Raw genomic sequence first — 25,845 nt, forward strand, 5'->3', positions numbered from 1 at the left:
GGCGGCTGACTCCCTTGCGCCCGGGCATGGTTGGCTGTCCCCGCGTGCGGATGCGCGTAAGACCGTATGACGGTACGAACAAGCAACAGCGAGGGGCTCGAAGTATGTACGAGTACAAGGTCGTCACCTTCCGGGAGGCGTTGATCGGCGACGCCCTGGACGCCGACAAGCTGGAGAAGACGCTCAACAAGCACGCCGAGGACGGCTGGGGCCTGAAGGACATCACCTCCGGCGCCGTCAAGGGCCGCATCGGCCCCGGCGCCGTCGACGGCCTCCTGCTGACCTTCGAACGCCCGCGCCAGGCCTGAGCCTCGGCGCGATCCCGCCGGGGACGGCCATGCTCGTGCCCATGCCGAATGCGGGGCACGGGCGTGGCCGGACGGGCACTCGTGGTCGCCGGCCCGGACCACCCCCGCCGGAGGCCGAACCCGCCGGGGCGCGGGCTACCCTCGGCCCATGCCCCCCGGAAGCCGCCGTCCCCGTGTCTACGATCCCGCGAAGAGCTGGGACGCGCTGATCGCGCAGGTGGGGCATGTGCGGGCAGCGGTGCGGGGGCTGACGGACGGGCAGTGGGGGGCGGACAGTGGGCTGCCGGGGTGGGATGTGCGGCTGCTGGTGGTGCACATCGTGCGGCAGGTGGAAGCGCTGCGGGTGATTCTGGCGGAGGAGCCGGCGCCGGCCGGGGCCAAGCCGATCGGGCTGGACGCCTGGACGCGGTCGACCGCGGGGATCGCCGACCGGCTGGACGCGTCCACCCGGGCGGCGGCCGAGGTGACGGCCGATCCGGTCGCCGCGCTGGACGCGGAGGCGGAGCTGCTGGGCGGGCAGCGAGCGGCGGCGCTGCGGACCGACCGGATCACCGCGCGGCCGTTCGGCGGTATGCGGGCGCTGGACTTCACCGTGACCCGGTTGGTCGAACTGGTGGTGCACAGCGACGACCTGGCCCGGGCGACCGGCGCCGAGGTGACCCTGGACCGGCAGGCGCTGGCCGCAGTCGTACGGCTGCTGGCGGACGCGCTGGCCACCAAGGCGCCCGGCAACAGCGTCGAGGTCCGGATCCCGCCCTACGCGGCCGTGCAGTGCGTGCCCGGCCCCCGGCACACCCGCGGCACCCCGCCCAACGTGGTGGAGACCGATCCGCTGACCTGGATCAGGCTGGCCACCGGACGCCTCTCCTGGGACGAGGCGGTGTCCGCCGCCCGGGTCGCGGCCAGCGGCGAGCGCGCCGACCTGGCTCCGTACCTCCCCGTCATGAGCTGACCGCCGCCCCCGCCGGGGCCCCGGGTGACCGGTTACGCAGGGTTTCGGCCCGCGCCCGAATCCCCGCCGAAATCCCCGCCGAATCGGCCCCCGCGACCCGGGATCCGGCGGCGCGCACGGCCGCCGGCCGACCCCGACGCACATCACACTCCTTGCCTGACATGGGGTGACGCGCATAGACCCGCTTTCCCCGCGCGTCCCTCGTTCGGCCGATGGGCATTCCTGCCCTAGACTCGTGATCGTGCCTCGTGGTGACGGACGACTCAACCACGACCTGCTCCCCGGTGAGAAAGGCCCCCAGGACGCGTGTGGCGTCTTCGGTGTCTGGGCCCCCGGTGAAGAGGTCGCCAAGCTCACCTATTTCGGGCTGTACGCGCTGCAGCACCGCGGACAGGAGTCCGCGGGCATCGCAGTGAGCAACGGCTCCCAAATCCTGGTCTTCAAGGACATGGGCCTGGTTTCCCAGGTCTTCGACGAGACCTCCCTCGGCTCCCTGACCGGCCACATCGCGGTCGGGCACGCCCGCTACTCCACCACCGGCGCCTCGGTGTGGGAGAACGCGCAGCCCACCTTCCGTGCCACCGCCAGCGGCTCCATCGCGCTCGGCCACAACGGCAATCTGGTGAACACCGCCGAGCTGGCCGAGATGGTCGCCGCCCTGCCCCAGGGCGAGCCCGGCCGGGCCCCCCGGGTGGCGGCCACCAACGACACCGACCTGATCACCGCCCTGCTGGCCGGCCAGGTCGACGAGGACGGCGCGCCGCTGTCCCTCGAAGCCGCCGCGATGAAGGTGCTGCCCCGCACCAAGGGCGCCTTCAGCCTCGTCTACATGGACGAGCACACCCTCTACGCCGCCCGCGACCCGCAGGGCATCCGCCCGCTGGTGCTGGGCCGGCTGGAGCGCGGCTGGGTGGTCGCCTCCGAGACCGCCGCCCTGGACATCTGCGGCGCCAGCTTCGTCCGGGAGATCGAGCCCGGCGAACTCGTCGCCATAGACGAGCAGGGCCTGCGCAGCTCGCGTTTCGCCGAGGCCCGGCCCAAGGGCTGCATCTTCGAGTACGTCTACCTGGCCCGCCCCGACACCGACATCGCCGGGCGCAATGTCTACCTCTCCCGGGTGGAGATGGGGCGCCGGCTGGCCAAGGAAGCCCCGGTCGAGGCCGACCTGGTGATACCGACGCCGGAGTCCGGCACGCCGGCCGCCGTCGGCTACGCCGAGGCGAGCGGCATACCGTACGGCTCCGGCCTGGTGAAGAACTCCTATGTCGGCCGGACCTTCATCCAGCCGTCGCAGACCATCCGGCAGCTCGGCATCCGGCTCAAGCTGAATCCGCTGAAGGAAGTCATCCGCGGCAAGCGCCTGGTCGTGGTGGACGACTCCATCGTCCGCGGCAACACCCAGCGCGCCCTGGTCAGGATGCTGCGCGAGGCCGGCGCCGCCGAGGTGCACGTACGGATCTCCTCGCCGCCGGTGAAGTGGCCGTGCTTCTTCGGCATCGACTTCGCCACCCGCGCCGAGCTGATCGCCAACGGCATGACGGTCGAGGAGATCGGCGTCTCGATGGGCGCGGACTCCCTCGCGTACATCTCGCTGGACGCGATGGTGGAGGCGACCACGATCGCCAAGCCGAATCTGTGCCGGGCCTGCTTCGACGGCGAGTACCCGATGGATCTGCCCGACCCGGAACTCCTCGGCAAGCAGCTCCTGGAGACCGAGCTGGCCGGCGGGGCCGACGCGGCGGACGCACTGCGCCGGCCGTGAGCCGTCCTTCCGGCCTCCCCGCAGCCATCCCGCAGCAATCGACACGAAAGTGCCAGCCATGTCTGAGACAACCGGTGCCAGTTACGCCGCCGCCGGCGTGGACATCGAGGCGGGCGACCGCGCCGTCACCCTGATGAAGCAGTGGGTGCGCAAGGCCACCCGCCCGGAGGTCATCGGCGGCATCGGCGGTTTCGCCGGCCTGTTCGACGCCTCCGCCCTCAAGCGCTACGAACGCCCGCTGCTGGCGTCCGCCACCGACGGCGTCGGGACCAAGGTGGACATCGCCCGCCGGATGGGCGTCTACGACACCATCGGCCGCGACCTGGTCGGCATGGTCGTGGACGACCTGGTGGTGTGCGGCGCCGAGCCGCTGTTCATGACCGACTACATCTGCGTCGGCAAGGTCTACCCGGAGCGGGTGGCCGCGCTCGTCAAGGGCATCGCCGAGGGCTGTGTGCTGGCCGGCTGCGCGCTGGTGGGCGGCGAGACCGCCGAGCACCCGGGCCTGCTGGGCACCGAGGAGTTCGACGTGGCCGGCGCCGGGACCGGCGTGGTCGAGGAGGACCGCCTGCTCGGCCCGGACCGGATCCACCAGGGCGACGTGGTGATCGCGATCGCGTCCTCCGGACTTCACTCCAACGGGTACAGCCTGGTCCGTCATGTGTTCTTCGAGCGGGCCCGCTGGGAGCTGGACCGGGAGGTGCCGGAGTTCGGCCGCACCCTCGGCGAGGAGCTGCTGGAGCCCACCAGGATCTACGCGCTGGACTGCCTGGCGCTGGCCCGCGGCACCGAGGTGCACGCCTTCGCCCACATCACCGGCGGGGGGCTGGCCAGCAACCTGGCCCGGGTCCTCCCGGAGGGCCTGCACGCCTCCGTCGACCGCTCCAGCTGGACGCCCGACCCGGTGTTCACCACGGTCGGCAAGCTGGGCGGCGTGCTCCGGCCGGAGCTGGAGAGGACCCTGAACATGGGCGTGGGCATGATCGCGGTGGTGCCGCCGGAGTCGGTGGACACCGCCCTGAGCCTGCTGGCCGACCGGGGCGCCCGCGCCTGGGTGGCCGGCGAGATCAGGGCGCGCGAAGCCGACTCGCCGGCCGCCGAACTGACCGGGGAGTACGCGAGCTGACCCGCCCGCGCCACGAGAGCCGACGAAACCCGGTCCGGGCAGGCCCGGACCGGGTGGACGTCACGGCAGCGGCGGCGTCAAGCGCGACGGCGCTGCGACGGTGAGGGCTGGGATTCGTCCTCGTCCTCTTCGTCATCGTCGTCGTTGTAGAGATCCGCGTACTGAGCGTACGGGTCGTCTTCGTTCTCTTCGTCATCGTCCTCGACAGGAGCCGGATTAACCGGCCTCGACGGCGATGCGCCCAGCTCTTCGGCCAGACGGGAGAGATCCGTGCCGCCGCTGTTGTACTTCAGCTGGCGGGCGACCTTCGTCTGCTTGGCCTTGGCCCGGCCGCGCCCCATGGCTCGACCCCCTCAACGGCGGGGCTCAACGGCCCCGAGTCTTGACACGCGTTCATGAATCGGAGCGGTCTCCCGACAGGAGACCGGTCCGTAGGGCCTCAACGGTACCTGCTTCCGACGCCACACGGTACGCCGTCCGCACGACACGCGTCGGAACAGGCACCATTCACAGCCCTGTCCTGCCTGGTCAGGCCCGATTTTACCTTCTTCTAGCGCGAACTTGCTATCGGGTCGTGCTATCGGTCACGCCGGGCCCGGACCAGGGGGGAAACGGGCTCTCAGGAGGCGGCCGGACGCAGCCAGTGAGCGGCCGCCGTACGGTCCGCGATCCGCTGTTCGGCGAGCCGGTCGGCGGCCACCGCTGGCGGCACGCCGTCCGCCCTGGCGCGTTCGAAGATGGCCGCGGTGGTGTCGTAGATCTTGGTCGCCTTGGCCTTCGCCCGGTCGAAGTCGAAACCGTGCAGTTCGTCGGCGACCTGGATCACCCCGCCGGCGTTCACCACGTAGTCGGGCGCGTAGAGGATGCCGCGGTCGGCGAGGTCCTTCTCCACCCCCGGATGGGCCAGCTGGTTGTTGGCGGCGCCGCACACCACGGTCGCGGTCAGCACGGCCGCGGTGGCGTCGTCCAGCGCGCCGCCCAGCGCGCAGGGGGCGTAGACGTCGAGCGGGGCGCGGACCAGCGCCTCGTTGTCGCGCACCGCGGTGACCCGCGGGTGGCGGGCGAGGACGGTGTCCACGGCCTCGCCGCGCACATCGGTGATCACCACCTCGGCGCCGTCGTCCAGCAGGTGCTCCACCAGGTGGTGGCCGACCTTGCCGACGCCCGCGACGCCGACCCGGCGGCCGCGCAGCGTGGGCACGCCCCACTGGCTGCCGGCCGCCGCGCGCATGCCCTGGAAGACACCGAAGGCGGTCAGCACCGAGGAGTCCCCGGCGCCGCCCTGCTCGACCGAGCGGCCGGTGGTCCAGCGGTTCTCGCGGGCGACCACGTCCATGTCCGCGACATAGGTGCCGACATCGCACGCGGTCACGTAGCGCCCGCCGAGCGAGGCCACGAAGCGGCCGTAGGCGAGCAGCAGCTCCTCGGACTTCAGCGTGTCCGGGTCGCCGATGATCACGGCCTTGCCGCCGCCGTGGTCGAGCCCGGCCAGCGCGTTCTTGTACGACATGCCGCGGGAGAGATTGAGCGCGTCCGCCACGGCCTCCTCGTCGGAGGCGTAGGCGTGGAAGCGGGTGCCGCCCAGGGCGGGGCCCAGCGCGGTGGAGTGGACGGCGATGACGGCCTTGAGGCCGGAGGCGCGGTCCTGGCAGAGAACGACCTGCTCGTGTCCGCCCTGCTCCGATCGGAACAGTCGGGCGAGGACACCTGCGGCCACGACGCCTTCGTCGGGCCGGCCGGTCTGTACGTCGGTCACGGTGGTGACTCCCATAGTCCAGTGGTCCCAGTGACGCGACGCGTCACTTGTCGGGCTAGACGCCCCCCGTAAGGGTGGCGGAGGGCTTGATGCGTTCAGCGTAGGCCCTGGGGGGCCGATCATGGGGGGCGGAGCGAATGGCCGTCCGCAGTGGCCGGGATCACCTCCGGGAGGCCTGGTCGCATGGGACGATCGGGGGGTCCGTACGGCGGCGAGGGAGCAGGTGTGGGCGGTTCTCCGGGTGTGGTGCCGTACGCGGCGTATCTGCGGGTCTACGAGCCCCTGGCGGCCTTCCCCGAGCCCGAACGCACGCATTGGTACCGGTACGCGGCGGCGGGGGCCGTACGCACCGCACAGGACGAACTGCGGCAGTCCCTGGCCGACCTGGTGCCGGTGCCGCCGATCGCGGTCCCGGTGCACGAGAGCCGGGACGCCTTCGTGGCGGTGATCGGCGGGGTGACCCATGTCTGCCCGTGGCGGACCAGACTGCGTGGCTGGCTGGCCATGGAGCACGCCGGGACCCTGCTGCCCGAGTCGGTGCTGGACGCGATGCTGCCGCCGGTCGTACGGCTCCAGGCGGCGGCCGACCACGAGAGCTGGCGGGAGCGCAATCCGGACGCGCGGCCGTGGATCCGCTCGGCGACCTGGCACGTGCCGGTGCGCTGGTTCGCACTGGTCGGTGAGGACGAGCGGGAGTACGAACCGGCGGGCGCCGGCGAGTCCAAGGAGCCGCTGCTGCGCTACCGGACGCCGATGGTGCAGGCGCGGCGGCGGGTGGCGCGGGCGCTGCGGGTGCTCAAGGACGCCTTGGAGGAAGGCCCGTTGATCGACGGGCTGATCGATGTCGGGCGCTGGCTGGAGGAGTTCCACCCGCGGTCGATGGTCGAACTCGACTACGGCGGGCTGGTGCATGTGATGGGCGCCGACCGGCTGGCCGAGGACCACTCGGCGGCGGATGTGGCCGAGGGGCTGGCGGCGCTGCGCGAGGGCGACTCCGCGGCGGCCGGGGTGGCCTACGAACGGCTGACCGATCGCTGGCGGGCGGTACGCGAACTCCAGTTCTCCAGCTGACGGGAGACCCGGCGGGACCGGGCAGGGCCGGGCGGGGGCTTCGGCGTGCTTCGGCGGGGCCTGGCACGGGCCCGGCACGGCTCTGGCACGGGCCGGCCAGCGGGGCGCGGGTGGCGGTGGGGAGCCCGGTGGGTCAAGAATGGCCCAAGCGTGACAGAGAGCACATGACTTGACTCTTGCCAACATCACCATCTGTCATGCCAAAATGGGACATCAGGTCCACCTCGGACTCGTGTCAAAGGTGGGGATGTTGCGGATGATCGAGCTGTGACTGATCGTCACGTTGGTGTGACTGTCCGCTATGGCATGGTCCATCGGCTTCCGTCGAGGTTGAACACCTGAGAGGGCAAATCCATCGGTTTGGCCGACGTGGCTGGACGGATGGTGTAGTTGTAGTGCCGAGGACAAGCCGTTCGTCCTATTACCGACTCGGCCCGCGTCCGCCATTTCGGGCAACGCGGGTCAAGGTGCAGAATTTAGAGGAAAGAACCGCGTTGGTTCGGTTCTCTCGAGGAGGCCGCTCATGACCGCTCGCACCCCTGATGCCGAGCCGTTGCTTACCCCTGCCGAGGTCGCGACCATGTTCCGCGTCGACCCCAAGACGGTCACGCGGTGGGCCAAGGCCGGCAAGCTCACGTCCATCCGCACGCTCGGCGGCCACCGCCGGTACCGCGAGGCGGAGGTCCGCGCACTGCTGGCGGGCATTCCGCAGCAGCGGACCGAGGCCTGACAGCCCTTTTGGGCGGCTTAAGGGGCCCCCACCCCATCTGACCGCCCCACCCACCGGCCTGTCTGCCCCCATCAGGGATGCCGGAGGGTGAGCACGCTCAGCTTTACCGTTTTACGGTTCCACGGGACCGCATCGGACTCCGCCGGGTCTGATGCGGTCCCTTTTTTTGTGGCGTTGAGGCGGGTTGGGGGTGGATTGAGGGGGGCTGGGAGGGCGGGAGAGGCGGGGTCTGTGGGGTCTTGGGGGCTCCTGCTCGCCAACGCCGGAGTCGTCCCCCCGGTCAGTGCCATTGCACATATTTAATCGAGACCCCTCCGGAGGGCCTCGGATTCCCCCATTTTCGAACGACTTTCAGTGACTCCCGTCACATCTCTGCGCACTTGTGGATCTTCCGTGCCGTACGGTAATGAACTCCCATGCCTTGGGCTGGTCTTGCCTCTCCGCCGCCCGGACCGCCCACTGCCGGCTTCCGCTCCGGGGCGCCAACTGAACCGCCCCCAGGGCTACTTGACCGCCGACCGGCGCTCACGGGGAGTCCCCACGGCCCCAGCGAGCCGCTACGCCCGCCACCCGGCCGGACGGCCCCCGAACACGGCAACGGCCCGCCGGCGTTGCGGGTGGGGCCCTGACGGGATCTCTGCTGTGTTTGATCGGCGGCTGCCGCCGCGGGCGCGGCCTCGGCGGGGGCCGGACATGGCGATGGCCCGCGCCGTTTCCGGGGCGGGCCATCGCGGAGAAATGCGGTCCTGACGGGATTTGAACCCGCGGCCTCCACCTTGACAGGGTGGCGAGCACTCCAAACTGCTCCACAGGACCTCGCTGCGAGACAGACTCTACAGCAGGTCAGGGGGTGGGGTCGAACGGGAACCCGTTCAGGGGCGGGTGGGGCGGGTGAGGGACCACGCCTCGTCCAGGGACTTGAAGACGCGCTTGTCGGAAACGGGGAAAGCCGTGCCCAAGGCGTGGGCGAAATAGCTGACCCTGAGCTCCTCGATCGTCCAGCGGATGTCGCGGACGGCGGGCGGCAGCGGGCGGCCGGGGGGCTGGGCGGCCAGCAGGTCCGCGTACTCCGCCTGGATCTCGCGGACCTTCTCCATCCGGCTGGCGTCACGGGCCGCGCCCGTCGGCATCTGCTGGAGGCGCCGGTCGATCGCCACCAGATAGCGCATGAGGTCCGGCAGCCGTTTGAGGCCCGTCTCAGTGACGAATCCCGGGTGGATGAGCGCCGCCAACTGCTCCTTGACGTCCTGGAGGTTGGCGACGAGCACCAGGCTCGTGGTGTCCTTCAGGCGCCGCTCGCAGGAGTGCCAGGCGGCCAGCACCTGCTGGACGCGCTCCACCGCCCGGACGGTCAGCTCCACCAGCTCCGCCCGTACCGCCTCGTACAGCTTGCGATACGCCGCCTCGTCCCAGGCGGGCCCGCCGTGCGCGGCGATCAGCCGGTCGGCCGCGGCGGTCGCGCAGTCCTCGAACAGCGCCTGGACGCCGCCGTGCGGATTGCGGGACAGCGCCAGCTTCTGCTGGTTGGACAGCCGGTCGGCCACGAACTTCGCCGGGTTCACCGGGACGTTCAGCAGGATCAGCCGCCGGGTGCCGCGCCACATCGCCTCGGTCTGCTCGGGCTCGGTGTCGAACAGCCGCACCGCCACCGAGTCGCCCTCGTCGACCAGCGCCGGATACGCCTTGACCGGCTGCCCGGAGCGGCGCGCCTCGAAGGTGCGCGGCAGGGCGCCGACGGTCCAGTCCTTGAGGCCGGTGCGCTGCTCCAGACCGGCCAGCGCGGGGTCGGCGGTCCGCTCGAAGGCCCGGGTGATGGCCTCCCTGGTCTTCGGCTTGAGCCGCAGCCGCAGCGCGTCCAGGTCCTTGTCCTCCGCGATCTTGCGGCGGCGCTCGTCGATCACCCGGAAGGTGATCTTCAAGTGCTCCGGCACCCGGGACAGGTCGAAGTCCTCGGCGGCCACCGGGACGCCGACCAGTTGCCGCAGCTCCCGGGCCAGCACGGCCGGCAGCGGGTCGGGGCCCGCGACCACCCGGTCGAGGAACTTCTTCGCGTAGTTCGGCGCGGGGACGTAGTGCCGGCGGATCGGCTTGGGCAGCGAGCGGATCAGCTCGGTGACCACTTCTTCGCGCAGCCCCGGGATCTGCCAGTCGAAGCCGTCGGCAGTGACCTGGTTGAGCACCTGGAGCGGGATGTGGACGGTCACCCCGTCCGCGTCGGCGCCCGGCTCGAACTGGTAGGTCACCCGGAACTTCAGCGCGCCCTGCCGCCAGGAGTCCGGGTAGTCGGCCTTGGTGACCGCCTCCGCGTTCTCGTTGATCAGCATGGACTGCTCGAAGTTCAGCAACTCCGGTTCGTCGCGCCGCTTGTTCTTCCACCAGGAGTCGAAGTGGGCGCCGGAGACGATCTCTTCGGGCAGCCGGGCGTCGTAGAAGTCGAAGAGCGTCTCGTCGTCCACCAGGATGTCGCGGCGCCGGGCGCGGTGCTCCAACTCCTCGACCTCGCCGAGCAGTTTGCGGTTGTCGTGGAAGAACTGGTGGTGGGTGCGCCAGTCGCCCTCCACCAGGGCGTTGCGGATGAACAGCTCACGGGAGACCTCGGCGTCGATCCGCCCGTAGTTCACCTTGCGCTGGGCGATGAGCGGCACGCCGTAGAGGGTGACCCGCTCATAGGCCATCACCGCCGACTGGTCCTTCTCCCAGTGCGGTTCGCTGTAGGTGCGCTTGACCAGGTGCTGGGCCAGCGGCTCGACCCACTCCGGCTCGATCCGGGCGTTGACCCGCGCCCACAGCCGGGAGGTCTCCACCAGCTCGGCCGACATGATCCAGCGCGGCGGCTTCTTGAACAGCGCGGAGCCGGGGAAGATCGCGAACTTGGCGCTGCGGGCGCCCAGATACTCGTTCTTGTCGGTGTCCTTCAGCCCGAGGTGCGACAACAGCCCGGCCAGCAGCGAGGCGTGCACGCGCTGCGGGTCGGCGGCCTGCTCCGAGCGGTCCGACTCCTTCATGTCGATGCCGAGTTGCCTGGCGACGGTCCGCAACTGGCTGTAGATGTCCTGCCATTCGCGGATGCGCAGATAGTTCAGGTACTCGCCGCGGCACATACGGCGGAAGGCGGAGGAGGACAGGCTCTTCTGCTGGTCGCGGATATAGCCCCACAGGTTGAGGAAGGCGAGGAAGTCGCTGGTCTCGTCGCGGAAGCGGGCGTGCTGCTGGTCGGCCTGGGCCTGCTTGTCGGCGGGGCGTTCGCGCGGGTCCTGGATGGACAGCGCGGAGGCGATCACCATCACCTCGGCGACGCAGCCGTTGCGGTCCGCCTCCAGCACCATCCGGGCCAGCCGGGGGTCCACCGGCAGCTGGGCGAGCTTGCGGCCGGTCTCGGTGAGGCGCTTGCGCGGGTCCTTCTGCTGCGGGTCGAGCGCGCCGAGCTCCTCCAGCAGCTGGATGCCGTCCTTGATGTTGCGGCTGTCCGGCGGGTCGATGAAGGGAAATTTCGCGATGTCGCCCAGACCGGCCGCCGTCATCTGCAGGATCACCGACGCCAGGTTGGTGCGCAGGATCTCCGGGTCGGTGAACTCGGGGCGGGCGAGGAAGTCGTCCTCGTCGTAGAGCCGGATGCAGATGCCGTCGGACGTACGGCCGCAGCGGCCCTTGCGCTGATTGGCGCTGGCCTGGCTGATCCGCTCGATCGGCAGCCGCTGGACCTTGGTGCGGTGGCTGTAGCGGGAGATCCTGGCGGTGCCGGGGTCGATCACGTAGCGGATGCCGGGGACGGTCAGCGAGGTCTCGGCGACGTTGGTCGCGAGCACCACCCGGCGGCCGGAGTGCTGCTGGAAGACGCGGTGCTGCTCGGCGGAGGACAGCCGGGCGTAGAGCGGCAGGATGTCGGTGCCGGACCGTATGGCGTTGCCGCCGCGGGTCAGGTGCTTGTCGAGGGCGTCGGCGGTGTCGCGGATCTCCCGCTCGCCGGACAGGAAGACCAGGATGTCGCCCGGGCCCTCGGCCTGCAGCTCGTCCACCGCGTCGCAGATCGCGCTGATCTGGTCACGGTCGGCGTCCGCCGCGTTCTCGGTGACCTCTTCGAGCAGCGGCCGGTAGCGGACCTCGACCGGGTACGTACGGCCGCTGACCTCCACCACCGGGGCGTCGCCGAAGTGCCGGGAGAAGCGCTGCGGGTCGATCGTCGCCGAGGTGATGACGACCTTGAGGTCGGGGCGGCGGGGCAGCAGCTGGGCGAGGTAGCCGAGGATGAAGTCGATGTTGAGGCTGCGCTCGTGCGCCTCGTCGATGATGATCGTGTCGTAGGCGCGCAGCTCGCGGTCGGTCTGGATCTCGGCGAGCATGATGCCGTCGGTCATCAGCTTGACCAGGGTGGAGTCGCTGACCTGGTCGGTGAAGCGGACCTTCCAGCCGACCGCCGCGCCCAGCGGGGTGCGCAGCTCCTCCGCCACCCGCTCGGCCACGGTACGGGCGGCGATCCGGCGCGGCTGGGTGTGCCCGATCAGGCCGCGCACGCCGCGGCCCAGCTCCAGGCAGATCTTCGGGATCTGGGTGGTCTTGCCCGAGCCGGTCTCGCCCGCGACGATCACCACCTGGTGGTCGCGGATGGCCGCCGCGATCTCGTCCTTCTTCTGGCTGACCGGCAGCTGCTCGGGATAGCTCACCTCGGGCACGGCGGCCCGGCGCGCGGCGAGCCGCAGCTCGCCCTTGTCCAGCTCGGCGGCGATGTCGGCGAGCACCGCGGCGCGCGCCTCGGGCTTGCGGATGCGCCGGGCGCCGTCGAGCCGGCGGCCGAGGCGCTGCTCGTCGCGCAAGGTCAGCGCGGACAGGCGTCGGGCCAGCTCAGTGGAGGAGGGTTGGGTAGACATACGCGGTCCAGCATCGCATCCGGCGGCGCGCGGCGGCGAACTCATTTCCGGGGCGTCCGGGACGGGGTCGGCCGGTCGGGGGCTCACATGTGGTCCATGCGGCCCAGTGTGCCGGGTGTGGTGGCGCCGCCGGGCCGGCTGTGAGGAGCGCGATACGACGTAGGGCCCGTCCGGAGACGGGCCCTACGTCGTGCGGTGGCTGGGGCCGGGGTCGAACCGGCGACCTACCGCTTTTCAGGCGGTCGCTCGTACCAACTGAGCTACCCAGCCGCAGCGGTCCTGACGGGATTTGAACCCGCGGCCTCCACCTTGACAGGGTGGCGAGCACTCCAAACTGCTCCACAGGACCTTGCTTTGTACTGCCCTATTACCTACTGCTGTGCTTACCGCTGTGCGCTCCGCCGTACTTCTCGGTGCGTCCGCGCGAGACAATTCTTGCACAGGATCTCGCGTGCTCCGTACCGATTTTCGCTGCCTCCGAGTGACCGTACGATCACGCTGAGGCACCCCGACGTCGCTGGATCAGCGTATCAGACCCCTGACCGCGTCCTGTTCGTCGGCGTAGGGGAGGTCCTGCGGGAGCAGCAGGGTGAGGGCTTCCAGGTCGGGGCTGGCGACGCTGCCGAGGCGGCCGGCCTGCCGGGTCATCATGGATTCGACCAGCTGGCGGGCCAGCCGGGCGTTGCCGAAGGAGCGGGTGCGGGGCACCGTGTCGAGGAAGTCGTGCAGGGCCGTCACGGTGGCATCGGAGCACTTGTAGCCGGCCGTGCCGGTCATCTCCTTGATGATCTCGATCAGCTCGGCGGTGGTGTAGTCCTCGAACCGGACATGGCGGGGGAAGCGGGAGCCCAGGCCCGGGTTGGAGGCCAGGAAGCGGTCCATCTCCTCGGGGTAGCCGGCCACGATCACCACCGTGTCGTCGCGGTGGTCCTCCATCAGCTTGAGCAGTGTGTCGACCGCCTCGCGGCCGAAGTCCTGCGGGGAGTTCTCCGGGGTGAGGGTGTAGGCCTCGTCGATGAACAGCACCCCGCCGGACGCCTTCTCGAACGCCTCGGTGGTGAGCTGCGCGGTGTGGCCGATGTAGCGGCCGACCAGGTCGGCGCGGGCCACCTCGACGAGCTGGCCGCGCGGCAGCACCCCGAAGGAGCGCAGCAGGTCGGCGTAGAGCCGGGCGACCGTGGTCTTGCCGGTGCCGGGCGGGCCGGAGAAGACCAGGTGGTGGCTGACTTTGGGGGTGGGCAGGCCCACCGCCTGGCGCTGGCGGGCGGTGGTGAGCAGGTCCAGGATGCCGCCGACCTCGCGCTTGACCGCGCCCAGGCCGATCATGCCGCGCAGCCTGGCCAGCACATCGGAGTCGCCGGGCGCGGCCCGCTCCCCGCCGCGGACCTCGGCGGCCTCCTCCTCGCCCACGTCCTCGGGCAGGATCAGCAGCAGGTCGGCCTCGGTGGCCTCGGGCAGCGACGCCAGCCGGAAGGACTGCCGGTCCACCATCTCCTCGAACACCCGGCGGGCGGCGCGGCCGTTGCCGAAGGTGGCGTCCCGCTTCATCCGGGTGAAGTGCAGGTTCAGCGCTTGCAGCGCCAGCGGGTCCAGCACATAGCGGTGGGCGGCGCACATGTTCTCGGTGATGGTGACGAGTTCGTCCACCGAGTAGTTGTCGAAGTCGATGGCCCGGGTGAAGCGTGAGGCCAGCCCGGGGTTGGCGGCCAGGAAGTCCCGCATCTCCCGGGAGTAGCCGGCCACGATGACGACCACCTCGTCGCGGTAGTCCTCGACCAGCTTCACCAGGGTGTCGATCGCCTCCTGGCCGAAGTCGGCGCCCGAACCCTTGCTGTCCGACAGCAGGGTGTAGGCCTCGTCGATGAACAGCACGCCCCCCAGGGCCCGTTCGAAGACCTCGGTGGTCTTGATGGCAGTGCCGCCTATGACTTGGGCGACCAGGTCGGAGCGGGAGACCTCCACGATGTGGCCGGACGGCAGCAGGCCGAGTTCGGCCAGGATGCTGCCGTAGAGCCGGGCCACGGTGGTCTTGCCGGTGCCGGGCGGGCCGGAGAAGACGAGGTGGCGGCTCATCGGCGGCGCCGGGATGCCCAACTGGGCGCGGCGCTGCGCGAGTCGGCCGAGGTTCACCAGGGTGTTGACCTGGTGCTTGACGGCGGCCAGGCCGACCAGCGCGTCGAGTTCGGCGAACGGGCCCTGCGGGGCGGCCGGTTCGGCCTCGGCCCCGGGGACGCCCGCGCCGCCCTGGGCGCTGTGCGGGTCGGCGGCGGCCGGCTCCGCGCCCGGCCAGACATCCGGGTTGCGGTTGTCGGTACTGGTCAGTTCGGACACGGAGAACCGCGGACCGGCCTTGGCCACCCGAAGCCCCGCGCCCTTGTTGCCGCGGGCGGTGCACGCGGTGACGGTGACCTGCTCGGTGCTGTCCACCCGGATGCCGTCGCCGCCGTTGTCCACCACCTCGCAGCCGCTCAGCGCCGCCCGGCCGCCGGCCGCGAGCAGCACGCCGTGCTTGGCGGAGGAGGTGAGCCTGATCCGGACCAGCGAGACCTCGCCGCCGTCCTCCACGCTCGCCCCGGAGTCGGCCGACCCCGTCACCTCGCAGTCGCGCAGCGAGCCCAGCCCCCGGGCGCCCACCGACACCCCGGACTTGCCCGCGCCGCGGATCACGCAGTTGCCGACGTGCGGATTGCCGTGCCCCTCGATCCGCAGCCCGTGCCCCGCCACGTCCTCGACCGTGCAGTCCTCCAGCCGGCCCCTGCCGTCCTCGGCGACCAGCACCCCGGGCCCCCGGCTGCCGGTCACCCGGGCCCGGCGCAGCAGCGGATTGGCGCCGGAACGTATCGCGATCCCGATCCCGCCGGGGTCCGCCACCGTCAGCCGGTCGAACTCGGCGGCCGACTCCTCGATCATCAGCACGCCGATGCCTTCGCAGTCGGCGACCCGTACTCCGGTCAGCGTGGGCGCGCTCGACTCGCCGATGTGCACGGCGGGCCCCGCCGCCCCGGTGAACTCGCAGTCGCTGTACGTCCCCCGGGAGCGGGCGGTGACCACCAGGCCGCTGCCGCGCGTCCTGCTGGTCGAGCACGACCGCACCTGCGGGTCGCAGCCCGCCGCGACGACGATGCCGTGGCCGGCGGTGTCGGTGATCCGCAGCTCGTCCAGCGACGTACGCGACGAGGTGGCGAGATACGCGCCGACCGCCGCGCCGTGCACGGTCGTACGGGCCACGGTGACCGCGGTGGCGCCTTCGAGTGCCAGCGCGGGCTTGTCCGTCGAGGAGATCTCGCAGTCCTCCACCGAACCGCGCGAAGTGCCGTTGGCCAGCACGCCGTTGCCGCGCGCGTCCCGCAGGGTGCAGCCGCGTACGGTCGCCCGGCCCTGCTCGCTGATCACGATCGCCGAGGTGCCCAGGTGCTCCAGCACGCAGTGCTCGATGACGCTGCCGGCCGGGGCGGTCTCCACCACGCCGGCGCCGATCGGGTTGGTGATCCGGCAGTCGCGCATCGCCAGCGAACCGTCGGCCCGGCTCAGCACCGCGGTCCAGCCGGTGCCGATCACCTCGCAGCCCTCCAGGGCCACTTGGCCGCGTACCGCGTCCACCACCGGCAGATCGCCCTCGCCACCGCGCAGCACCAGCTCGGTGAGGAGCACCGCGTCGGCGGCGAGCGTGACGGCGGTGCCGCGTACCGGCTCGATCCGCACGCTGCCGCGCGGGCCGTCGGCGACGATCGTCACCCGGGTCTTCACGGTCAGCGCCTCCGGGTAACCGCCCGGCCGCACGCTGATCACCGCGCCGGAACGGGCCCGGGTCAGCGCCTCCGCGATCGTCCGGAACTCGCCCTCGCCGTCCGGGCCGACGGTCAGAAGCTGACGTGCCACGGCCGGTCCTCCTCAAGTCCTGGTGCCAGGTGGTGCGGTGGTCCCGCGCTGCTCATACGCACGATACGGGTCACGGTCCGCCCGCCGGACCGGCGACCGGGGGATCGTCCTCGCCCATCATGATGGCCTCGGCCCGCTGCGACTGCGAGCTGTACCGCGGAACGGGCCCGGAATCCGGCGGCGCCGCCCGGCCGGCGGCGCCGGTGCCGCTGGTGGCCACCCGGGGGCGCGGCAGGACCGGGGGCAGGCCGGTCCCGTGGAAGACGACGGGTGAGCCCTCCGCCATGGTGAGGAACTCGTTCTCCGCCTCCCCGAAGAGCATCGAGCGGTCCAGCCGGTCGTAGTCCGTCAGCGGCCGGCTCTGGAAGTAGGTCGCGAAGACCCGGTGCAGCGGCACTTCCTGCGAGGTGACCCAGAAGGGCCCGAGGGTGTGGTGCGTCTCGGTGGGGTCCTTGTAGGGCGCCATCAGGCTGAAGGACTCCGCGGGGCCGCGCAGCATCCGGACCTCGCTGCCGGGGGTCATCGGCACGCCCTCGTTGTACTCCTGGAGCAGCCGGCGGCCCTCCAGCCGGATCAGCTGGACGACGCCGCGCCGCCGGTCCACGTTCGGGATGTCCACCCGGCTCAGGATTTCATGGGTGAAGGCGTGCTGGGCGGCCATGCTGCGCAGATAGGCCGGTGGGAATGCGAGGTACGGCGCGCCGACGGACTCGTCGTGGAAGACGGGGTCGAGCCGGTTCATGAAGTAGCCGGTCTCCTCCTGGGACGGGCGGAAGAAGCTCATCAGCACCTTGAACCGCTGCGCCTCGGAGGTGATCGAGCCGCCGCCCTGGCTTTCCGCCCAGTCGGCCAGCACGCCGCTGTCGCCGCCGTTGTCGTCCAGCCAGGCGTGGAACCGGTGCGACACGCTCGCCGCGCCGCCGGCCCGCAGCGAGCCTCCGACCGGGCCCGCCGGGTCGTCCGGGGCGACCAGGGCCCAGGGTGTGGGCTCGTCCTTGAGGGGGCCCTGGAACCAGCGGTCGTTCACCACCAGCTCGCGCGGCAGCCCGTCGAGGATGCCGCTCTCGTCCAGCCGCAGCTGCATCTGCAGGAACTCACTGCGGTACTCCGGCCGCCAGTTGTCGCCGCGCAGCTTCGCCTCGGTGCTCAGCAGCCGGGCGGCCCGCCGCGCCTCCGGATGGTCGGGAGCCAGCGTCCGCACCGTCTCCTCGGCCCGCTCGACGATCAGGCCGAGCCGGTGCTCGGCCTGCCGCACCTGCTCCTCGTGGGCGTCCGCGCGCACCCCCCACGGGTCGTCCCCTTCGCCGATGGTGTCGTCGTGCTCGTGCGACATCGGGTAGTACGCGCCCCGGTCGGCGACCAGGTTGAACTGCGGCGGCGGCTCGGCCGTCCACAGGGTCCGCGCCTCGAACGGCCCCGGCGGCAGCGACGCGAGCAGCGGTTCGGGCGCGTGGTGGGGGGCGGGCTCGGGGGTGCGGTCCTCCTGCGGGTCGTGCGAGTGGTCGGTGACGGGTTCCGGCGTCGCCTCCCGGATCACCACGGGTACGTGCGGCGGCTCGGGGCGGATCGGCTGGGGGGCGGGGAGCGGGAGCGGGAGGGGTTGCCGGGACGGCGGCGGTGGCGGCGGGTCGTCGTCCCATTCGGAGTCGGACTCCTCGTCGTCCGAGTCGTGGTTGACCGTCCGGAGGCGGGCCAGTGCCGCTTCGAGGTCGGGCTTGGGCGTCGGCCCGCTCGCGCGCTGGACGACCGGTTCGGCGGCGGGCGCTTCGACGAGGGGCTGTTCGGGCGCCTTGGCAGGAGGCTCGGGCAGCGGGTCGGGCAGCTTGGCGGGAGGCTCGGGCAGCGGGTCGGGCAGCTTGGCGGGGGCCTTGGGCAGCGGGTCGGGCAGCTTCGGAGGGGCCTTGGGCTGGGGGCGCGGTGGGAGGGGCGGGGGGACGACGGGGTGGGTCTCGGACCGGGGGATCATGATCGGGCCGTGCACGTCGATCCCGGGCAGGACATGGGTGGTGCCGCCGTCGTGGGCGGTGAGGAGGATCCGGGCGGTGCCGTCGAAGATGGCGTACGGGCGGGCGAACTTCGAGTTGGCGGCGACCTTGGCCGCCTGCGCGAAGGACGTGCCGGTGCGCTGGCGGCCGTTGACGCCGCCGCCGGCCAGCAGGCTGCCCTGGAAACCGGGCAGCTTCCAGTGCGGGCCGAGCAGGAAGCGCGCGCCCAGGTCGCGGGCCTTGATCGGCTGGCTGACCCCGATCTGGTTGACCTCGTTGAGCACGTTCGCGTTGCCGCCCTCGTGCTCGATCGTGCGGTAGTCGAGAGCCGTGACGTCGGCGCGGCCGGTGATGCGCAGTGAGCCGTGCCGGAAGAGTTCGACCTCGCCGCCCCGGGTCATCGCGGGCAGGCTGCGCTCCAGGCGGGTGTCGCTGAGCGCCTTCGTCAGGTGGTCGCCGACGGTGGACATCTTCAGCCGGCCCAGCTCCGTCCGCAGGTTCTGGAGGGTGCGGGCCCGGAAGCCCGCCCCGTCGAGGATCTTGCGGACGATGGTGTCGTGACTGAGCCCGCGTGCGGGCGGACCGGTGCCGTTCGGGTCCGTCCGGCCCCGCGGCGTCCGGCCGTCGGGCGGCGCCTGGCCGTCCTGGATGATCCCGTCGCGCGGCGCGTACCGCGCGTGGTCCTGCCGGTCGGCCGGTGACTCGCGGGTGATGAAGTCGACCCGGGCCGTGCCGATCCGGCTGATCCGCTCGTCGCCGAGACCGAACAGGCCAGTGGGCCTGCTCATGTCCGCCTCGACGGTGGCGGTGCCGACATGGGTGAGGGAGGGGACCTTCTTGCGGAAGAGCAGACCGGTGGCCGAGTTCTCCGTACGGGTGCTGAGCGTCTCCTTGCCGATGCCGCCGTCGACCCGGCCGAGCAGGGAGAGGTTCACGGTGTCGCCGGAGGGCAGCACATCGCCCTGGACCTGGACGTATCCCTGCCAGTTGCTGGCCTTGGTGTTGGACACGCCGGAGGTCTGGACCTGCTGGCCGCCGCTGTAGAACTCGCTGGTGGCGTTGGAGTCCGCCGGGTCCATCGTGTCGACGCGCGCGCCGAGTACGACCTTCCCGCCGCTCACCGACTTCAGGTCGATGGTCCGGGTGCCGCCGCGGCTGTGGGCGCCGAGGCCGCGCTGGACGGCCATCGTCGAGACGTGCGGGGCGAGTTCGGCGCGGACCCTGGGCCACTTGTCGCCGAAGACCTCGATGCCCCGGCCGGTCATGCCGTCGAGGATGTGGGTGGCCACCAAGTCCTCACCGGGGGTGCGCCGTTCGCCGCCGCCCACGGACGCCGGGGTGTTCGCGGTCAGGTGCGGCCGTACCTTCAGCACGACCTGTTCGACCTCGATATGGGCCGGCGGGTTCGGGGCCGGGCCGCCCGCCGGAGCCGGCCGGTCGGCGGGCTGCGGGGGCGCGGTGGCGGCCGGGGTCTGCTTGGAGTACGAGAAGACGCCGTGCAGCCGTACGGGTTCGGGCGCCTCCGGGATGCCCCGTGACAGGTGGAGACCGTGCTGTTCGTAGCTGATCCGGAAGCGGATCGGCTGCCGGAAGAGGTCGTGCGGCTCGACTGTCTTGACCCGCAGCGGGATACGCTCCTCGGTCTCGCCGGTGGTGCCCTCACCGCCCGCGTCGGTGAGCTGCCCGGCGCCGTGGTCGACGGCCGCCACCGTGTCCTTGGGGCGCACGGAGCCGCTGTGGGTGGCCTGGACGGTCACCGAACCGTGCGGGATGGGGACCTGGACCCGGGCGCCGGCGACGGTACGCAGCACGTTGTCGTGGATGTGCGCGGTGGAGGACTGCGACTCGGTGGACAGGTCGGTCTCGAACTTCTTGGAGGTGCCCACGTATTCGGCGTGCGGCTCGCGGATCGGCCGCACCTTGACGGTGATCCTGCCGCCGGTCACCGGGATGTCGTGGCTCCACTCCCGGCCGGACTCGTGGGTGAGCCGGGCGGACAGCACATGCGGGCCGAACTGGTCGCCGACGCCGACCATCGCGTGGTCGAGGTCACTGCCGAGGGCGGGGGCGAGGTCGTGCCGGATGGCCTCCAGCAGACCGCTGGCTGGGTCGACCCCCAGCAGCATGTCGGAGGGGTGCCAGCTCTCCTCCAGCGCGTGGGCGGGCGGCCGCGGCGGATTCGGCACCTGCGGGGGAGCCGTCCAGTCCAGTCGCGGCGGCGCGGGGTCCGGCTGACGGGCGGGCGCGGTGCCGTCGGCGGCGTCGGTGAGGACGGGCGGTGTGCGGCCGACCGTCCGGGGGCGGGTGCTGACATCCCGCAGCTCGATGGCGTCGGGGTCCTTCGCGAGCTTCGGGTCGACGACCGGGTCGGCGTCCGGTGCACGGCCCGAAGTCGAGGGCCCGGCAGGGGCGTTCGGCCGGGCCCGGGGTGTGTCCGGGAGTTTGACCGCCGACGGCGCCGGCTTGCTGTTGTCCGGGCCCTTGTTGACGGGCTCGCGACCTGGAGTCACAAGCGCTGAAGGGGAGTTGACCGGTCCCTTCGGACGGCCCGGGAGCAGCTTCTTGAACAGTCCCTTGCCCGGGACGTCCACCGGCCGGTTCCGGTTGCCGAGAGCCCTGGGTGCGTCGGGGTCCTTGGGCCGGGGTGCGGAGTCCACGAGGTCGCGGGCGGGCTTGGGGCGCGGGTGGTCGATGAAGCCGGTGGGGTGCTCCCGGCTGAAGGTGGGCGGCAGTTCGGCGTCGTGGTCCCGGGAGCCCTGGAGTTCGGTGAGCGGGATGGCGATCTCCACCGGGAAGAGGCCGGACTCGTGCACGGTGGCCCGGGAGCCGGTCATGGTGCCGTCGAGCCGTACCCAGCCGTCGAAGATCGCCATCGGCTGGTCGAACTTGGTTGCCACGACGACGCGTTCCTGGTTGCGCACCCGGTCGCCGTCGCGGACGGTGGTGGTCACACCGCCGATCGCCTCGCCGAGGACCGCACCGCCCGCGACATCGCCGCCCCGGCCGCCGAGCGCGGCCTGCTCGCTCACCTGCCGGTTGCGGGTGTTCGTGGTGGCCGAGCCCTGGGTGACCTCGGTGCTCGGGCTGGACAGCGGGTTGATCACCCGGCGGAAGGTGAGCCGCTCGATGTCCGCGGTGAGCGAGGCCTTGGTGGCCGATCCGGCCCCGGACAACTCCGTCCGGGTGAGCGGGCTGTGCTGCGTCATGCCGGGCAGCGCGGCGCGCACCCGGTTGAGGTGGTACCAGGAGGAGACGTCGGACCGTACGTTCTTCCAGTCGCCGCCGAAGGCGCGCCGGCCCATCGAGTCGAGCATGCCGTGGAAGCCGCTGAGGTCCAGGTTGGTGACGCGGTCCATGCTGCCGAGGCCGTGCAGCGGCACGCTGGTGTGGTCGCCGCGCGGGATCGGCGGCGGGGCCGGCCGGAAGGCGGGCCGCGGCGGGCCGCCGTTCGCGGCGCCGTTCGTGACACCGCCGGCCGCGCCGTTCGCCGCGCCGCCCGGCCGACCGGTGACCTGCTGGGTGCGGTGCCCGGTGCCCGGCCGCCACCAGGGGGAGCGGGCAACGGAGTTGCGCTCGGCCGGGCCGCCGCCGCCCTGCCAGATCCGCTGCGGCGGCGCCCACACCTGTTGGCCTTCGTAGTCCTCGGTCGGCGTGGTCTCGGACTTCTCGACCAGCACGTCGAAACGGCCGCGGGTCTCGTGCACCGCGCCCTTGAACGGCGCGTCCAGCCGGGACGGCGACACCGAGCCGGGGGCGTGCAGTTCGAACCGCAGCCGGACCTGACCGTGCCAACCCTGGCCCGGGGCCGGGTTCTTCAGGGTGTTGCGGAAGCGGAACTGGCGGCTGTTCGTCTCGTTGTGGGTGTGCCCGAGACCGAGGGTCCCGTCCAGGCCCCCGACCGCCTCGCCGGTGTCCGTGCCGCCCTGGCCGCGGAAGCGGCCCGGCACCGGCAGCTGGCCGGACCAGGTGACCACGTCCTGCCGCACCTGCGTGGTGTCGGTCTCGGTGCCGTAGTGGAACTCGGTCTCGGCGGTCTCCCCGGCCGGGCTCATCATCCGGCCGGGCGGCGGACCCGATGAGCTGCCGTTCCCGGCCGGCGGGCGGGTGTCGGCGGGGGTGCCGAGCGGTTCGACGAAGGCGTGCACCTCCAGCCGGCCGCCGGGCACGCTCTCCAGCTCATGGACGAGCGGCTGCTTGTTGGTCATGCCGTGCAAGTGGGCCTGGACGAGTTCGACGGTGAGCCAGCCGTTGGTCTCGTTCATCGCCCGCTGGCCCTGACCGCCGTACGCCTTGCCGAACGCGGCCCGCATGGGCTCGCTGGTGAGGAGCGCGGCGACACTCCGCGTCTGCGGGCCCCGCGCCTGCTGCTGCCCGGGCAGCGGCGCGTCGTCCGGGAGCAGCCGCAGATTGGTGACGACGTCGGAGCCGCTCAGCGCGTGGGTGGACGACACCCGGGGCGGGCCCACCAGCGGGGCGGGGCGGGGCGGCAGGACCAGCGTCGAGGGGCCGACCAGCGGGCCGAGGGTGTCGCGGGCCTCCTCGGCGTCGTGGTCGGTGATGTCGCGGGTGGGGACGACCATCTCCATCCGGTAGCGGAGAGGGTGCTCGTGCGCGGTGCCGGGGTCGCTGCTCAGCCGGTGGGTGATCACCGCCTGCACGGTGCCCTGGAAGCGGCTGCCGGGTTCGGTGGTCTGGCCGCCGCTGATCTGGCGGTCGGCCCGCTGGTTGGTGAGCGCCCACTGGTGCTCCCGGGCGCCGAGCAGCGCGGCGGTGTCGCTCGCGCTGGGGTGGGCGATGTTGCCCTGGACACCGGCCACGAAGGTGAGTCGGCCGTCGACGAGGGAACCGACCACGTTGGTCGGGTCGGAGCTGTGCTCGAACTCGTACTTCTTGATCTCTTCCTTGAAGCGCAGCTCGGAGTTCGGGTGGGCGCCGTCGAGTTGCAGCGCGATGGTCAGGGTGCGGCCGAGGCCGAGGTCCACCACGTGGGTGATCGGACGGCCGCCGCGCAGCATGCCGGGCACCTTGGGGCGGACACCGTCGTCCGAGAACAGCGCGGTGACCCGCTCCCGGTTCTCCTCCCAGCCCTTGGCGCCCGCCTCGCGGATCACCAGTTGCCTGATGTGTTCCAGCCCTTGGTCGCCGGAGCGGAACTCCTCGACCACGTCCATCCCGCCGAGCACCAGATCGTCCCCGATCCGGGCGGGCAGCGGCGGGTCGGCCTTCGGGGGCGCGGGCGGCTCGGGCGATGCGGTCGTCTTCAGCGGCAGGGGGGCGGGTGTCTTCCGCTCCGGCTCGTGCTCGGCCTCGGTGACGACCTTGGGCGCTGCTTCGGGCGCTGCTTCCGGTTCCGCCTTCGGCTCGGCCTTCGGTTCCGCCTTCGGCTTCACGGTGGAGGAGGGGCCCGGTGTCTCCGTCGGACGCGGGGTGGGCGGCGGTACGGCGTCCGGGCCGGGCTCCTTGCCGCCGCCGCGCATCAGCAGCGGGTCACCGCCGTTGGCGATCCGGCCGGCGATGTGGAAGGCCTGGTGCTTGAGCGGTTCTCGGAGCCGGTGCGGCGGCAACTGCTCGTGCAGCGCGCGTACGTCGTCCAGGTCGGCCCGCAGATCCGGCCGGCCGAGCCGGGTGAGTTCGGTGTTGACCGCGTGGCGCAGCTCGGAGGCCGGACCGGGGGCGAGCCTGGGCGGCGTCACCGCCGGCACCTGGATGTCCGGACCGGACGACGTGGGCAGCGGAACGGGCGGGGCGGTCACCGGAGTCGGGGCGCCGGCCGGGGTGTTGGCCGGGGTGCCGGCCGGGGTGTTGGTCGGGGTGCTCGCCGGAAGGTCGGCCGCGGGCTCGGTGGAGCGCGGGACCTCGGGCGTACCGATGGTGTCGACCCGCGTGGGCGGCGGGTTGAGGTGAGCCGGGTCCACCGCCGGGGGCGTGGTGAAGAGGTTCTTGAAGGAGTCGGCGCCGCTCTTGATGCCGGAGCCGAGGAAGTGCGCGTTGTGCGACAGGACATGGCCGAGCCGGCCGCCGACCGCGCCGGACAGGCCGGTGACGAAGGACGTGGTGAACTTGCCGGTGGTGACGAGGTTGTACAGGCCCTCGGAGACGTTCTGGTGCCCGGCTTCGATGAGGCCGGAGGCGGCGTGGTAGGCGAACTTGCGTCCCCAGTCGGTGCCCAGCGTGTCGGCGACACCGTGCGACAGCGCCCGGCGGAAGTCGCCGCCGAGTCCGTCCGGCAGCCCCGAGAGCGCCGTGTCCAGTTGCCGGCCCAGATCCTTCCTGCCCATATTGGCCAGGAAGGTCTCCGCCCAGTTCCGGCCGAGGTCGCGGGCGAGGGCGGTGTCCGTACTCGTGCTCAGACCGCGGGAGAAGATGTCGCCCACGTCGTCGCGGAAGGCGAGCCGCGCGGCGTCGCTCAAGCCGTGGCCGACGGCCAGCCGGTCCACGACGTTCGCGGTCGAGTGGGCCAGGTCATGGGCGAAGTCCGGGCCGACGAGGCCGGGACCGCGCGGGCCGCCCCCGGGGTCGTCGGGGCCCTTGAACTCGTCGAAGCGGGCGGGGCCGCCGCCGGGACCGTCCAGATCGTCGCCCAGGCCGCGCCCGGCGCCGCCGCCGGGGCCCTCGATGTCGTCCCCGGTGTTCCGCAGCAGGTCTTTCTCGACCGGACCCGGCCCCGGCAGACCGTGGTCGAGGGTGTTGAACAGGTCCTTGGCGGTGTTGCGGCCGATCCCGCTGCCGAGCGCCTTGGCGAAGAAGCCGCCCAGGAAGGGTACGAAGGGCGAGATCGCGCCCTGGACCGCGCCGAAGCCGACCGCCTGCTTGAGGAAGTCCGAGCCGTGCGAGGTGTGTTCGCCGTCCAGCGACAGCGACCAGCGCACCAGGATGTCCATCGCGGCGCCGAGCCCGATGTTCAGGGCCTCGTGCTCGGCGATCAGCGCGATCAGGCGCAGGATGACGCTGCGCAGGATGGTCCGGTAGAGGCCCCGGAGGAAGGTCTGCTCGATCAGCGCTTCGATCGGGTTGAAGATGGCCAGGACGAGGGTGATCGCCCACTCGATGAGGAACTCCGCGACCTGCGCGATGATCATCCGGTTCATGTAGTCGACCTGGTAGGCCGACTCGTGCCCGAAGTCCGCCATGTTGGCGGCGGTGTCCTTGAGGTTCTTGATCGCGTCGGCGCCGTCCCCGGAGGAGAAGGTGGACATCGCGTCGATGTAGGCCTTGCTCCACTTGCCGTCGACCGCGCCCGCGACCGAGGTGGCGATCCGCGCGATCTCCGACTGGAGGTCGGTCAGCGCGGTCACCAGGGCGGCGTTGGGCTGTTCCACCGCGGCGCGGATCGCCGACGACTTGGCCCGCGGGATGTGCATCCCGGTGAGCGCGACGACGATCCCGTCCAGGAAAGGGTCAACGGCCACGG

General features: G+C 71.9%; 11 protein-coding genes and 3 tRNA genes. 6 read left to right on the forward strand and 8 right to left on the reverse strand.

Annotated features, from left to right (window positions below; genetic code table 11):
• Window positions 1-104: 104 nt before the first annotated feature.
• The 4 genes from ACFO3J_RS31315 (at window position 105) to purM (ending at window position 4,148) form a co-directional block, all read left to right on the forward strand.
• Window positions 105-308, forward strand: a complete 204-nt coding sequence (locus tag ACFO3J_RS31315; protein WP_386436710.1) for a DUF4177 domain-containing protein — start codon at window positions 105-107, stop codon at window positions 306-308.
• 148 nt (window positions 309-456) lie between these two features.
• Window positions 457-1,260, forward strand: coding sequence for a maleylpyruvate isomerase family mycothiol-dependent enzyme (locus ACFO3J_RS31320; RefSeq protein WP_386436713.1), 804 nt, complete (start codon window positions 457-459; stop codon window positions 1,258-1,260).
• Between the two features lie 241 nt (window positions 1,261-1,501).
• A complete protein-coding gene (purF, locus tag ACFO3J_RS31325) occupies window positions 1,502-3,022 on the forward strand; it encodes an amidophosphoribosyltransferase (RefSeq protein WP_386436716.1) in 1,521 nt (506 codons plus the stop codon).
• A 58-nt stretch (window positions 3,023-3,080) separates the two neighbouring features.
• On the forward strand, window positions 3,081-4,148 hold the full coding sequence (gene purM / locus ACFO3J_RS31330) for a phosphoribosylformylglycinamidine cyclo-ligase (protein WP_386436718.1): 1,068 nt from the start codon (window positions 3,081-3,083) through the stop codon (window positions 4,146-4,148).
• A gap of 77 nt (window positions 4,149-4,225) precedes the next feature.
• On the opposite strand, the gene ACFO3J_RS31335 is transcribed toward purM, so the two are convergent.
• A complete protein-coding gene (locus ACFO3J_RS31335; protein WP_386436721.1) occupies window positions 4,226-4,489 on the reverse strand; it encodes a DUF3073 domain-containing protein in 264 nt (87 codons plus the stop codon).
• 278 nt (window positions 4,490-4,767) lie between these two features.
• Complete coding sequence (locus tag ACFO3J_RS31340) at window positions 4,768-5,919, reverse strand: Leu/Phe/Val dehydrogenase (protein WP_386436724.1); 1,152 nt, start codon at window positions 5,917-5,919, stop codon at window positions 4,768-4,770.
• Between the two features lie 210 nt (window positions 5,920-6,129).
• Between ACFO3J_RS31340 and ACFO3J_RS31345 the strand changes: the two genes are divergently transcribed.
• A complete protein-coding gene (locus ACFO3J_RS31345; RefSeq protein ID WP_386436727.1) occupies window positions 6,130-6,975 on the forward strand; it encodes a hypothetical protein in 846 nt (281 codons plus the stop codon).
• Window positions 6,976-7,498: 523 nt separating this feature from the next.
• Window positions 7,499-7,705 (forward strand): developmental transcriptional regulator BldC, encoded by a 207-nt coding sequence (bldC, locus tag ACFO3J_RS31350; RefSeq protein WP_033321412.1) that lies wholly within the window; start codon window positions 7,499-7,501, stop codon window positions 7,703-7,705.
• 741 nt (window positions 7,706-8,446) lie between these two features.
• Here the strand turns inward: bldC and ACFO3J_RS31355 are convergent.
• From ACFO3J_RS31355 to ACFO3J_RS31380, 6 genes are all read right to left on the reverse strand, one after another.
• A tRNA-Asp gene (locus tag ACFO3J_RS31355) sits at window positions 8,447-8,521 on the reverse strand.
• A 56-nt stretch (window positions 8,522-8,577) separates the two neighbouring features.
• Entirely contained in the window at window positions 8,578-12,570 is a 3,993-nt protein-coding gene (hrpA, locus tag ACFO3J_RS31360; protein ID WP_386436730.1) for an ATP-dependent RNA helicase HrpA, read from the reverse strand.
• A 196-nt stretch (window positions 12,571-12,766) separates the two neighbouring features.
• Window positions 12,767-12,840: transfer RNA gene (locus tag ACFO3J_RS31365), tRNA-Phe, on the reverse strand.
• A gap of 4 nt (window positions 12,841-12,844) precedes the next feature.
• Window positions 12,845-12,919: transfer RNA gene (locus ACFO3J_RS31370), tRNA-Asp, on the reverse strand.
• Window positions 12,920-13,092: 173 nt separating this feature from the next.
• A complete protein-coding gene (locus ACFO3J_RS31375; protein WP_386436733.1) occupies window positions 13,093-16,449 on the reverse strand; it encodes a right-handed parallel beta-helix repeat-containing protein in 3,357 nt (1,118 codons plus the stop codon).
• A 70-nt stretch (window positions 16,450-16,519) separates the two neighbouring features.
• On the reverse strand, window positions 16,520-25,843 hold the full coding sequence (locus ACFO3J_RS31380) for a hypothetical protein (protein ID WP_386436735.1): 9,324 nt from the start codon (window positions 25,841-25,843) through the stop codon (window positions 16,520-16,522).
• Between the last annotated feature and the right edge of the window lie 2 nt (window positions 25,844-25,845).

Origin of the sequence: Streptomyces polygonati, from assembly GCF_042650325.1 — a bacterium.
In the GTDB taxonomy this organism is placed as follows: Bacteria; Actinomycetota; Actinomycetes; order Streptomycetales; family Streptomycetaceae; genus Actinacidiphila; species Actinacidiphila polygonati.